Below are 11,943 nucleotides of genomic sequence, written 5' to 3' on the forward strand. Positions count from 1 at the left end.
CGTCACCACCGGCCCCGCCGCCACGGGCCCCGAGGCCGAGCCCGCCGCCACGGGCCCCACCACCGGCCCCGGCGGAACCGTCACCCGCATCGGCGGCACCTTCGCCCCGCTCCGCAGCAAGGCACCCGGCTGGTCGCAGAACACCGTGCGGGTGACCATCCGGCCGTTCGCCAGCCTCGCGCGGGTGCGGTGCAGGTAGCCGTGGGTCTCCAGCTCGCGCAGGGCGGCGGCGATCGTGGTCTCGCCCTCGGCGAAGCGGGCGGCGAGCGCCTTGATGCCGACCTGGGACCCGGCGGGCAGCGACTGGATGTGTACGCCGATCCCGATCGCGGTGAGGGAGAGCCCGTCGTGCTGCGCGAGGTGGTTGCCGACGATCGTGAAGCGGCTGGTGTGCGGGATCGCGAGCTGGATGATGCCGGAGGACGGCAGTGGTCCGGGAACCTCCGCCAGGGCGCGGGCGAGGGCGATATCGTGCTGGGTAGCCATCGGGAAGCGTCTTCTTCCTTGGTGGTCAGGTCCTCGCTCGGGATTGCCGTCCCGGCGGGGGCCGTCTCATGTCTGGGGTTGTGGTCAGCGTGAGCATATGCCTGCCAACCCATCCGAAATCCACACCAGTTGGCGAATCTCACCCATGTGGGTGACCGGGCCCTCCTGCGGTTGACCACCGGGATCGGGTGGGGTCGGGTTGGGTACTTTCTCTTGGTTCTTTGGGTAGTTGACGTCGTGGCCCACCGAGTCGCGGTGGGCCACGACCCGGTCGGCCTCCACCGGGTCGTGGCGCGCCACGACCCGGTGACCGGCATCGCGGCGGGCGGCTCCACCCTGGCGCTGCGGGTGCGCGGTCGTCGACGTCAACTCCGGGCGGCGGCAGCCGTTTGCGGCGAAAACTCCTGACACCGGCACCACCGGTCGGCACACTGAGTACATGGATGCTCACCCGGAGAAATCGCCGGATCACCTCACGATCAACGTCACCCGTCACGACGACCCGGTCGCCGAGGTCACCGAGGCGGACACGTTCGCCTCGGTCCGCAAGTACCCGAACATCGTGGTCCGGGGGCCTCTGTTCGGGCTTGCCGAGCAACGGCGTGGCGACCGGCCGCGCTGGCGGCTGCTGGGTGAACTGGACTGCGGCTTCCCGCAGATGGCCCGGGACGAGCTCAACTCGCTCCTGTGGTTCAGGGCGAGGGACGACACCGACGACCCGGCGGTGCGGAGGTCGCTGCTGGACGCCGTGGCGCGGCTGGAGGTCGAGGCGACCGACGAGGTGTCGGCGGACGGCGTCCGCTACCGGGTCGTGCGCGCCGACGAGTTCGCCCGGATCGGCGGCGACCGTCTGGAGCCGCCCCGGGCCACCGACCCGGACGACGACAGCTGGGACCTGGACGCCCCCGACCCCTGCCGGACCGAGGGCTTCGTGGTGGACCACGCGGCCGCCGTCGGGCTGACCGAGGGGATCGACCGGGCCGGGCTGCTGGGGCTCTCCTACACCGCCGCCCGCTTCCCCGAGGACGTACGGGCCGACTCCCGGCGGGCGTTGACCACCCACCCCGGGGTCGTGCTCCTCCCGACGACGTTCCGGGTGGTGGAGCGGAAGGAGTTGACCTGGTCGATGGTGACCGGGCAGTACTCGACCCCGCAGGGCGCCCGCCGCGCCCTCGTCCACCATCTCACCCGGCCCGTTCCCCAACTGCCGGATCTGCCGGACATGCCGGAGCTGCCCGCCTGGATGAAGGTGGACGAGAAGGAGGCGGCCCTCCGCACGCGGGCCGCGAAGAAGTTCACCGCGCGCCGGAGGCCCAACGAACTCGTGCTGCGGGGGCGTCGGTTCGAGGTGGTCCGGGTCGAGCGCGTGATGCGGATCGGGCCGGACGGGCCGGAGAAGTCGCGCCCGTCCGACGTGGACGACTACGGCCCCTCCCGGATCCATCCCCGCATGGACGAGAAGGGGAACATCACCCACGGCTCGTAGGCGGCTCCGGCAGACGGAAGAGGGGCGCCGGGCAACAACCCGGCGCCCCTCGACGACTCCGCCCGCAGCCTCAGTTGCCCTTGACCGTGACCTTCTCGTCGTTGTTGAGCTGCTCCACCAACTGCTTCACCTTGGCCTTGTCCCAGACCAGGTTGCCGTTGACGCTGCCCGAGATCGGCATGTTCATCGACGTCCCGTCGCCGCCCGTGACGCCCTTCATCGCGAAGAACATGTTGCCCAGCGCCCAGAGCGACATGTCCTTGTCCACGATCAGCGTGTCCAGGCCCGCGCCCATCGTCGGGTACAGCTTGAACGGGTTGATGATCGTGGACGGGGTCGCCGTCTGGCTCGCCAGCGCCGCGAGGAACTTCTGCTGGTTCTTCGTACGGTCCAGGTCGCTGCCCGCGAACGCGTACCGCGTCCGGACGAAGGCCAGGGACTGCTCGCCGTTCAGCGTCTGCTTGCCCGCCTGGAAGTCGGCTCCCGACTTCTTGTCCTTGAAGGCCTTCGGGATGTCCAGCTCGACCCCGCCGATCGCGTCCACGATCTTCGCGAAGCCGCCGAAGCCGATCTCGACGTAGTGGTCGATGTGCAGCCCGGTGTTGAACTCCACCGTGCGCACCAGCAGTTCGGGGCCGTCCTCGGCGTAGGCGGCGTTCAGCTTCACCTGACGGCCGGCGGCCGGGAACATCTTCCCGGATTCGGAACCCTTGAACGAGGGGATCTCGACGTTGGAGTCGCGCGGCAGCGAGATCAGCGTCGGGCCGTTGGAGCCGTCGTGCAGGATCATCATCGAGTCGGTCCGCTTGCCCTCCGCGGAACCGGTGCGCAGCCGCTTCTTCTCCTCGGCCGACATGCCTTCACGGCTGTCCGACCCGACGATCAGGTAGTTCGTGCCGTCGCCGGACTCCGGGCGCTCGATGACCTTGGCGAGGTCGACCTCGCGCTTCAGCTTCGAGTCGGCCCAGAAGTACGTCGAGATCGAGACCGCGAGCACCACGACCACCAGGGTCACCGCGCCGAGCTTGATCCGGCGGCCCCAGTCCGGGGCCGGGCGGCCCTGGACGTGACCGCCGTCACCGCCGCCGCGACGACCGCCACCGCCCCGGCCGTCGGATCCGCCGCCCGAGCCGTAGACCTGGCCCGTGTTGTAACCGCTGTCGTACCCGGGGTCGGGGCTGTTGCCGTAGCCGCCGTCCTGGTAGCGGTCGTCGTGTCCCTGGCTCTGCGGCGGCACCTGCGGCCTCTGCGGCGGCACCGACGGCCTCTGCGGGGCGGGGCGGCGCTGGATGTGCGGCATCGCCCGCGCACTCTCGGGCTGGGGGCTGGCGCTGCCCCGCCCGTAGCGCTCGCTGCGGTCGCCGGTCCGTCGATCGGGCCAATCGTTCATCCGCACAGTGTGCCGTCCCGGCCCACAGGTATTACAGGGTGTAAGGGAAATCGCACCGGGGCTGTTGCGAACCTGATGCATTCTGCGGGATCCGGGCCCCCGCATAAGGTGGACTGTATGACAGATCAGGCCACCCGCCCGGAGGACGAGATTCCGGGCAAGCCGACCGCGGCGTCCCGGACCACCCTCAGCCACATCATGACCGGCAGCGACACCAACCTCCTCGGCACGGTGCACGGTGGCGTGATCATGAAACTGGTCGACGACGCCGCGGGCGCGGTGGCCGGCCGGCACTCCGGCGGTCCCGCGGTGACCGCCTCGATGGACGAGATGGTCTTCCTGGAGCCGGTCAGGGTCGGCGACCTCGTCCACGTACGCGCACAGGTCAACTGGACCGGCCGCTCCTCGATGGAGGTCGGCGTCCGGGTGATGGCCGAACGCTGGAACGAGTCGACCCCCGCCCAGCAGGTCGGCAGCGCCTACCTGGTCTTCGCCGCCGTCGACGGGGACGGCAAGCCGCGCCGCGTACCGCCGGTGATCCCCGAGACCGAGCGTGACAACCGGCGCTACCAGGAGGCGCAGATCCGGCGCACCCACCGGCTCGCCCGCCGCCGCGCGATCAAGGAACTGCGCGAGAAGCGCGCCGCCGACGGCATCGACGACTGAGCCACCCCGACGGTCACCGGCGACGACCCGGTCACCCGTACAGCCACCCCCGTACGGTCACCGGTGACAACCAACCACCCCGTACGGCTACCGCGTCAGGGCCACCGGGTCAGGGGCAGACCACCTCGTCGCCCCGCACCGTGGAGAACTCGCCCGTCTCCCGGCTCTCCGCCCTCACCCGCTGCACCTTCGTGAAGTCCGAGCCCACCGTCACCCTCATCTGTGGGCCCTGGCCCTTCACCGCCTTCAGTTCGCTCCCGGGCAGGGCCGTGGCCAGGGACTTCGCCGACCGGTCCCAGCGCGGGTCGTACTCCACGAGCGTCCGCTCCAGGTCCCGCACCTCCCCGTTGAGCGGGGCCTCGCTGGTGGCGAACCCGGTGGCCCGCAGCGCCGCGTCCACCGTCCGGCCGAGGCCGTCCTTCGGGGTCCCGTTGTAGACCTGCACCCGGACCTGCTTCGGCGCCACGTCCACGACCGTGGCCGGAGGCTTCTTCGGACCGGCCGCGGGCTGCGGCTTCGACGGGGCCAGCGGCTTGTCCTCACGCAGGGCCCGGAACAGCTCCTTCGCCTTCTCCGCGTCCCACCGCACCGTCGAGCCGATGCCCTCGACCGGGAAGCTGGGATCGCCGATGGGGACGGAGGCGAACTCCGACGAGGCCGGCCCGAAGTCCTTCATCGCCTTGCCGAGCGCCAGCATCTGCTGCGTACCGAAGCCCTTGTCGGCCCGGACCGAGCCGAGCGCCGAGGCGGCGACCTGCTGGAACTTCACCGGGTTCAGCAGCACCCCGCTGCTCGTCGCCTGCTTGATCAGCGCCGCCACGAACTTCTGCTGGCGTTCCATCCGGCCCAGGTCGGAAGCCACATCCACATGGCGCGAGCGCACGTACTGGAGCGCCTGGCCGCCGTCCAGCTCATGGGTGCCCGCGGGGAGGTCCAGACCGGTGTACGAGTCCTTCATCGGCCGCGCCGTGCAGATCTTCACCCCGCCCACCGCGTCGACCGTCTTCATGAAGCTGGTGAAGTCGACCTCCAGATAGTGGTCGATCTTGACCTTGGTCATGTTCTCGACGGTCCGCACGGTCAGCGTGGGCCCGCCCTCCGCGTACGCGGCGTTCAGCTTCACCGGGTGGCTCTCGTGGCGCTTGCCCGTGGTGCGGTCGGTGTGGGCGGGCATCTCGGCGTAGCTGTCCCGGGGGAGGCTGACGACGCTCGCCCGCTGCCGGTCGGCCGACAGATGGACCAGCATGATCGTGTCGGTGCAGTGGCAGGGCGCGCCGCCGAGCCTGTACTTCTTCTTCTCGGCCTTGGTGATCGTGTCCCGGCCGTCGGTGCCGACGAGCAGCAGATTCGTGCCGTGGCCCCCCTGGGGGCGGTTCTTCATGTCCTTGAAGGGATCGACCCGGCCGATCCCGTTCTCCAGGCTGCTCACCACCGCGTGACCGATCCCGCCCGCCCCCAGCACCAGCACCGACAGGCCCGTGGCCACCCGCATACCCCAGCGCGGCCGCTCGTCCTGCTTGCGGCGGCGGACCGGCCGGGTGCCCTGGGGCAGGCGGCGTCGCGGGGGAGCGGGGCGCGGACGCGGCGGGCGCTGCGGTCGTTGCGGTACGGGCACGGGGGAGACACCTCCGGGGTGCAAGGGAGACACCTCTGCGGTGCAAGGGGACCATCGCACGGTAGGCCCATACGATCTCCGCCCCGGCCCGCGACCCGGCGGCGCGCACCGGTATCCCCCATTCGCGGTAACGTGGCGGCCGAATAAGGCCGCCTCCCGGGGCGCCCGCCTCCCGCGGTGCGACACCCCCGGCGCCCCCGAGGAACCACCCGAGGACCACATGTCTGCCGCGCAGTACCCCGCCGTCTCCGTGATCATGCCGGTGCTCAACGAGGAACGTCATCTCAGGAACTCGGTCCGGCACATCCTGGAGCAGGAGTACCCCGGCGAGATGGAGGTCGTGATCGCGCTCGGCCCCTCCGCCGACCGTACGGACGAGATCGCCGCCGAACTGGTCGCCGAGGACCCCCGGGTCCACACCGTGCCCAACCCCACGGGCCGCACCCCCGCCGCCCTCAACGCGGCGATCAAGGCCTCCCGCCACCCCGTCGTCGTACGGGTCGACGGCCACGGCATGCTCTCGCCGAACTACATCGCGACCGCCGTCCGCCTCCTGGAGGAGACCGGCGCGCAGAACGTCGGCGGCATCATGCACGCCGAGGGCGAGAACGCCTGGGAGGACGCCGTCGCCGCCGCGATGACCTCGAAGATCGGCGTCGGCAACGCCGCCTTCCACACCGGCGGCCAGGCGGGCCCGGCCGAGACCGTCTATCTGGGCGTCTTCCGCCGCGAGGCCCTGGAGCGGGCCGACGGCTACAACGTCGAGTTCATCCGCGCCCAGGACTGGGAGCTGAACTTCCGCATCCGCGAGGCCGGCGGGCTGATCTGGTTCTCGCCCGAGCTGAAGGTCCAGTACCGCCCGCGCCCCACGGTGAAGGCCCTCGCCAAGCAGTACAAGGACTACGGCCGTTGGCGCCACGTCGTCGCCCGCTACCACTCCGGCTCGATCAACCTCCGCTACCTGGCCCCGCCGACCGCCGTCGTCGCCATCGCGGCGGGCCTGGTCCTGGGCGCGGCCGTCACCCCGTGGGCCCTGATCGTCCCGGCCGGTTACGTGGCCGCGATCGTCGCCGGGTCGCTGCCCGCGGGCAAGGGCCTCTCGCTGAAGGCCCGCGCACAGATCCCGGTGGCGCTGGCGACGATGCACATGTGCTGGGGCTTCGGCTTCCTCACCAGCCCCCGTTCGCTGGCCAAGCGGGTCATCGCGAGCCGCCGCCCGTCGATGACCGGCAGCAGCGAGACCGTCTGACCCGGGGGCGTACCGCCCGGCAGCCGTACGGAGAAGGGCCCCACCGCTCGGGCGGTTAGGGGCCCTTCGTGTACCGCGCGTGCCGGTCCGGCGTCACCAGGTGTAGCTCGGGTTCACCTTCATGCAGGCCTTGTCGTCGTCGCCGTTGAGGGCGCCCGCCGACTCCGGGGTCTTCTCCTTGCCCTTGGACACCGGGTAGGCCCCGTCCTCGCGCCAGTCCGCGCCCACGGCGAGCGAGATCCCCGAGACGTCCGTGGACTTCTTCACCTGCGACAGGGGAACCCCGAGCGCCTTGGCGACCGCCTGCGCGTCGCCCTCCAGATCCGCGCTCGGATACAGGACGGCGGTCCGCGCCGCCCCGGTCACGTCGCCCGGGTCGACGGTGGTCTTCGCGAAGCCCGCCTCCTTCAGCTGGTCCGCCACGTCACCGGCGCGGCCCGAGGCCGGCCCGAGCGCGTCCGTGGCGGTCCCGTTCCGCACGGCGACCGCGATCTCACCGACCGGCGCCGACGGGTCCTTCGTGGCCTCCGGCTTCTTCCGCTTGGAGGCCTTGCCGTCCAGCGGGATGTCGTCGCGGACCATCCGGAACAGCTGCTCCGCGTCGCCCGCCTTCGGGTAGACACGGCCGCTGTTCGTGCCGGTGCCGTACACGTTGGGCATGGTCGACATCGTGATCCGCTTCGTGGGGACCTTCTTGAACTCCTCGGCCAGGTCGTAGAGCTTCTTGACCGTGTCGAGGTCCTTGTCGACCGTCAGCGCCTTCGTGGCCGCCTCGGCGAGGTTCATCAGTTTCGCCGGGTCGGTGAGCTTGGTCCCCTTGCGCAGCTGACGCACCATCGCGTTCATGTACTGGTGCTGGGCCTTCGCCCGCCCCAGGTCGGTGTTGTCCTCGAAGCCGTACCGGGTGCGCAGCCACTGGAGGGCCTGCTCGCCCTTGACGTAGGTGGTGCCCTTCTCCAGTTTCAGCCCGGAGCCCTTGCCGTCCCGGCCGCGGGAGTTGATGTTGGCGTCGACGCAGACCGGGACGCCGCCGATCGCGTCGGCCATCGAGACCACACCGGCGAAGTCGATCATCATGAAGTGGTCGATCCTGATGCCGGTCAGCTCGTACCAGGTGGCCACCGTGCACCCCGGACCACCGCGGCCCAGGCTCTGATTGGTCTGCACGTCCGCGGTGCTGGCGGGGAAGACCTCGCCGTCCGGGGCCGTGCACTTGGGCATCTTCAGCATGGTGTCGCGCGGCATGCTGATCACCGAGAGGTTGCTGCGGTCCGCGGAGATGTGGAGCAGCATCTGTACGTCGGCCAGCGGCGGTGCGCCGAAGGTCTCCTTCGCCCCGCCCAGCTTCTGGTTGGCCTTGGAGTCCCGGGCGTCGGAACCGATGAGCAGGATGTTGAGCGGGGTCTGTCCGGCGGCGTTGGCCTTGTGATCGGCCATCTGCTTGTCGCCGAGGGTCAGATCCTCCTTCTTGATGTTGCCGTTGAGATACTCGTAGTAGAGATAACCGGCGCCGCCGGTGGCGAGTATCAGCAGGGCGAGTACGGAGGCGCTCCAGCGCAGCACGCGCCGCTTGGCGCTCTTGGGCGCGCGGCGGCTGCTGCGCCCCCGGGAGCCGCCCCGGCCTTTCGACGCCCGACGGCGGCCGCCCTCCGGCCGCTCGCGGCCCCCCGGCCCCTCGCGGCCCCCCGGCCCCTTGCCGTCCTCCGGCCCGTCACCGTCCTCGTGCGGGCTCTCGTCCCAGCCGAGTTGATCGGCGCGGCGGACGCGTGACCGCGTCCTCTCCCCGGGCGTGCTGCTCCGTCCCACCGGACCCCCCATGCTGTTCAGACTTCCGCTGTGGCGCGGTGACCCGGTGTCACTCGGCGCATACCGCCTTGTCGGCGCTTGCCTTCTCGATGTCCTTCGGCGGCTTCGCCGGTCCGGTGATGAGCTGTCCCGCGCCCTTGAAGTCCGCCCCCAGCGTGAGCACCATCGCCTCAAGTCCCACGGCGTCGGTGGTGCCCTTCTTCATGGCCGTTGCGGGCAGCCCCATCATCTCGGCGAGCGCCCGGGCCTGATCGGCCTGGTTGGGCGCGTACTCCAGTGTCGTCTTCTTGATCTTCTCGGGTGCGTTGGCCTTGTTGGTGGACTTCAGCACCCCCTGCTCGTTCTGGAGCCAGGTGACCGTCGAGCCCGCAGCGCCGGCGATCTCGCCGCCGTTGAGGACGTCCACGCGTACGTCGGCGGCCTCGGCCTTCGGGCCCTTGAGCAGGGCCGCCTGCTTGCCCTTGGCGGCCTTCTCCTTCTGCTTCACCTCGGTCAGCGAGGTGTCGGAGCGCATCATCGCGAAGAGCTGCTCGCCCTTGACCGGGTCCACGACCACCGTGACGGGCTTCGGCTCGGCCGGGTTGTCTATGACCGGCATCGTGAGGAAGCTGATGTTCTTCGTGTCGACCTTGCCGATCTCCTCGGCCAGCGTCATCAGCTTCTTCGCGTCGCCGATGGCCGTGTCGACGGTCAGCGCCTTGGTGGCCGCGTCGGCCAGCGAGTACAGCTTCTTCGGGTTGGTCAGGGTGTCGCTCGACTTCATCTCCCGGATCATGGAGCCGAGGAACTGCTGCTGCACCTTGATCCGGTCGAGGTCGCTCCTGTTGCCGAAGCTGTCCCGGGTGCGCAGCAGGGCCAGCGCCTGCTCGCCCTCCACCTTCGACTCGCCCTGGGGCAGCTTCAGATGCGACTTCGGGTCGTCGACCGGCTTCGCCATGCAGACCTTGACGCCCCCGACCGCCGACGTCAGGGCCTTGACCGCGTTGAAGTCGACCATCATGAAGTGGTCGGGCTTGAGGCCGGTGATGTTCTCGACCGTCTTCATGGTGCAGCCGGGGTTACGGCCGTTCTGGCCGAGGCTGGTGTTGAAGCGCACGTTCGGGGTGCCGGGGATGACCGTGGAGGTGCCGTCCGGCTGCTTCGACTCGCACTCGGGAATCTCGGTCACCAGGTCGCGCGGGATGCTCATCGCCGTCGCGTTGGTCCGGTCCTCGGAGACGTGGAACAGGATGGTGGTGTCGGCGTGGCCCTCACTGCCCTTGTCGCCGTACCCCTCGTTGCCCTTGCCGGTGCGCTTGTCGGTGCCGATGATCAGGATGTTCATCGGGCCGTCGGTGACGACGTTCTTGCTGCCGGCGTCGCCCACGTCGATGGCGTCGATGTTCCCGTTGAGCTTCTGGTACACGACGTACGCGGTGAGCGAGGTGCCCACCACGACGAACGCCATCACCCCGCCCGTCCACAGCAGCGCCTTCTTCTTGCGCGACTTCCGGGGCTTGCGCTTCCGGCGGCCGGCCGCCGGCGGTTCGGCGGCTCCGCGCCCCCCCTGGGAACTGCGGCGGCTGCGCTGACCGGGCACCTGGCGAGGCCCCTCCGGGGCGGCCTCGCGCTCACGCGAACCGGAACCGCGGCGTCCCGAACCCTCGCGGGCCGAACCGGTCCGGGAGTCGCCGCGGCGTCCGGTCCCTTCGGCCGTAGCCGTACGCGAAGAGCTGCTCGACTCCCCAGTGGAGTGGTCCAGTCGCAATTCGTAATTACCGGTGTGCGGGTTGAGTACCCACTGGTCGGCGGGGTCGATATCGTCCGCCCGTCCACGACTGTGCGCGTCCACGGTTGCCTGCGTCCTCCGTCGGTGCCACGCGAGGCGCCCTCCCCCGGCAAGGCGCTCGTTCCTTCGCTCCAGCAGTGCACGACCTGACGGCCGGAAGCACCGGATCGCGTCACACTATCCGGCCGATTCCGCGTCGAGCGACGTGCGTGACATATTCCACGCCCCTTACAACCGGGCATTCTTCCCATTAGGCGTCGATTGTGTTCTGTGTCTTGGCAATTGCTTTACTGCTTGCACAGGTCGTCCGCCGCACTCGAGCCCGAATAGGTGGGTGTGGGCGTCGGGCTCTCGGACCCCGTGTCGTCCGGCTTCCCGTCCTGCCGCCCTTCCTGGTCCTGCTGTGCTTCCTCCAGTTCGTCGGCCGGGACCACGGCGACGGGCCGGTCCTCGCGGAGTTGCTTGAACAGGTCGTCGGCGTCCGGTTGGATCAGTTCGTCCCGGTTCGCGTTGTTGCGGTACGGCTGCCGGGGCACGGTCAGGAACTGCACCTGCTCGGTCGGCACGTTGCGCATCCCGCGCACCAGGTCGTACAGGTCGCGCAGCGAGTTGAGCCCCGGGTCCGTGGTCAGCGACTTGGTCGCCGCGTCCAGCACCGGGTAGAGCCGCGTCGGGTTCAGCAGGACGCCGTTGCTCTGCATCTTGTTCACCAGAGCGCCCAGGAACTGCTGCTGGCGCTCCATGCGTTCGGTGTCGCTGCCGTTGCCGAGGGTCTTGCGCGCCCGTACGTAGCCGAGGGCCTCCTCGCCGTTCAGCGTCTGCCGGCCTGCCGGGAGCTCCAGGTGCGCGTCCTTGTCGTCGATCGGTTCCTTGAGACAGATCTCGACCCCGTCCACGGCGTCGACCATGTCCTTGAAGCCGTTGAAGTCGACGACCATGTGGTGATCGACGCGGATGCCGGTCATCCGCTCCACGGTGCGGATCGTGCAGGCGGTGCCACCGACCTCGAACGCCGTGTTGAACTGGGTGAACCGCTCCCGCGTCTCCTTGTCGTCCGCGGTGCGGCAGGCGGGGATCTCCACCATCAGGTCACGGGGGAGGGACACGGCCGTCGCGCTCTTCCGGTCCGCCGCGAGGTGCAGCAGGATCGTGGTGTCGGAGCGCTGGCTGCCGCCCTCGTCCCGGCCGTACTCGCTGTTGTCCCCGGCCCGGCTGTCGGACCCGATCAGCAGGATGTTCTGGGCGTCCATGACGACCGGGGTCGGCCGTTCCTTCTCGTACGCCTTGAGCTCGGCGGCGGCGCTCGTGTCGGTGGTGATGTTCCCGTCGAGCTTCTGGTACACCCACCAGCCCACGCCCGCGGCCACGAGCACGAGGAACGAGGCGGCGAGGGCGGTCCAGCGCAGCCAGCGGCCCCTGCGGCCGGCGACGGTGCCGCCTTCGGGCCGGTCGGCCCAGGCTCTGTCTCTTATACACA

Annotated in this window: 9 protein-coding genes and 1 pseudogene; 4 read left to right on the forward strand and 6 right to left on the reverse strand. The window is 70.0% G+C overall.

Annotated features, from left to right (window positions below; translation table 11 throughout):
* Positions 1–486, reverse strand: a pseudogene (locus CR470_RS29575) (GntR family transcriptional regulator); the annotation flags it as partial.
* 237 nt (positions 487–723) lie between these two features.
* Here CR470_RS29575 and CR470_RS39785 point away from each other — a divergent pair.
* Positions 724–894 (forward strand): hypothetical protein, encoded by a 171-nt coding sequence (locus CR470_RS39785; RefSeq protein WP_179892406.1) that lies wholly within the window; start codon positions 724–726, stop codon positions 892–894.
* 31 nt (positions 895–925) lie between these two features.
* Positions 926–1,972, forward strand: coding sequence for a DUF5954 family protein (locus tag CR470_RS29585; RefSeq protein ID WP_097870562.1), 1,047 nt, complete (start codon positions 926–928; stop codon positions 1,970–1,972).
* A 70-nt stretch (positions 1,973–2,042) separates the two neighbouring features.
* Here CR470_RS29585 and CR470_RS29590 read toward each other — a convergent pair whose 3' ends face one another.
* Positions 2,043–3,362, reverse strand: a complete 1,320-nt coding sequence (locus tag CR470_RS29590) for an LCP family protein (RefSeq protein WP_097870567.1) — start codon at positions 3,360–3,362, stop codon at positions 2,043–2,045.
* Between the two features lie 117 nt (positions 3,363–3,479).
* Here CR470_RS29590 and CR470_RS29595 point away from each other — a divergent pair, with 117 nt between their 5' ends.
* A complete protein-coding gene (locus CR470_RS29595) occupies positions 3,480–4,028 on the forward strand; it encodes an acyl-CoA thioesterase (protein ID WP_087766232.1) in 549 nt (182 codons plus the stop codon).
* Between the two features lie 109 nt (positions 4,029–4,137).
* Here the strand turns inward: CR470_RS29595 and CR470_RS29600 are convergent, their stop codons facing one another.
* Positions 4,138–5,643: an LCP family protein gene (locus CR470_RS29600; protein ID WP_441350784.1), complete on the reverse strand. Its 1,506-nt coding sequence runs from the start codon at positions 5,641–5,643 to the stop codon at positions 4,138–4,140.
* A 220-nt stretch (positions 5,644–5,863) separates the two neighbouring features.
* On the opposite strand from CR470_RS29600, the gene CR470_RS29605 reads away from it, so the two are divergent.
* On the forward strand, positions 5,864–6,892 hold the full coding sequence (locus tag CR470_RS29605; protein ID WP_097870564.1) for a glycosyltransferase family 2 protein: 1,029 nt from the start codon (positions 5,864–5,866) through the stop codon (positions 6,890–6,892).
* A 93-nt stretch (positions 6,893–6,985) separates the two neighbouring features.
* Here the strand turns inward: CR470_RS29605 and CR470_RS29610 are convergent, their stop codons facing one another.
* The 3 genes from CR470_RS29610 to CR470_RS29620 all read right to left on the reverse strand — a co-directional run.
* Positions 6,986–8,710 (reverse strand): LCP family protein, encoded by a 1,725-nt coding sequence (locus CR470_RS29610; protein ID WP_257138954.1) that lies wholly within the window; start codon positions 8,708–8,710, stop codon positions 6,986–6,988.
* A 37-nt stretch (positions 8,711–8,747) separates the two neighbouring features.
* A complete protein-coding gene (locus CR470_RS29615; protein WP_373561453.1) occupies positions 8,748–10,529 on the reverse strand; it encodes an LCP family protein in 1,782 nt (593 codons plus the stop codon).
* Between the two features lie 224 nt (positions 10,530–10,753).
* Positions 10,754–11,943, reverse strand: a 1,190-nt coding sequence (locus tag CR470_RS29620; protein ID WP_257138955.1) for an LCP family protein, incomplete at its 5' end; no start/stop codon positions are given.

It is taken from the genome of Streptomyces sp. rh34 (genome assembly GCF_002551245.1).
Classification (GTDB): domain Bacteria; phylum Actinomycetota; class Actinomycetes; order Streptomycetales; family Streptomycetaceae; genus Streptomyces.